The sequence below is a fragment of the Vibrio sp. 970 genome, from assembly GCF_033339075.1.
Genome location: NZ_JAWOTW010000513.1, coordinates 1 through 611 on the forward strand (window position 1 = coordinate 1; position 611 = coordinate 611).

Below are 611 nucleotides of genomic sequence, written 5' to 3' on the forward strand. Positions count from 1 at the left end.
AATGGCATTGCGAGAGCCTTCTTGAAGATTCGAGATCATGTGTTGGATCTCTTTTGTGCTGTCTTGAGTTCGACCTGCAAGATTACGCACCTCATCTGCTACTACAGCAAAGCCTCGTCCTTGTTCGCCTGCTCGGGCTGCTTCAATTGCAGCGTTCAAGGCTAATAGGTTGGTTTGTTCCGCAATATCTCCGATTACATCCAGAACTTTCACGATGTTGTTTACATCTTGATCGAGATCGGCAACCGCTTTACTTGCAGTATTCAGCTGAGTCGCAAGACCTTGGATGTTATCTACCGTACTGTGGATCAGTGATTGAGTGTGCTGACTTTGTTTATCTGCTTCATCGGTATTACGTGCTGTGTCGCTAGCAGAGCTTGCCACATGGTTAGCGGAAGAAGCCATTTCTGTCATCGCTGTTGCAATCATTGCGGTCGATTGCTGCTGAGAAACGGTAAGATCGGCGATGGAATTTGAGCGCGACTCTACTGCTGATAGCTCATCGCGTAGAGCGTGCATCGATTGTTCAAGGTTAGTCACCATGGTTGCCAATGATTGGCTCATATTCTGAACCGCATGGTAGATACTGCCTTTTGGAGCGACGGTATCAA

1 protein-coding gene is annotated in these 611 nt (G+C 47.5%); it reads right to left on the minus strand.

What is annotated here, in order from left to right; translation table 11 throughout:
* The coding region (locus tag R7Q11_RS27605; RefSeq protein WP_225467162.1) for a methyl-accepting chemotaxis protein at positions 1-611 on the minus strand (611 nt) is incomplete at both ends.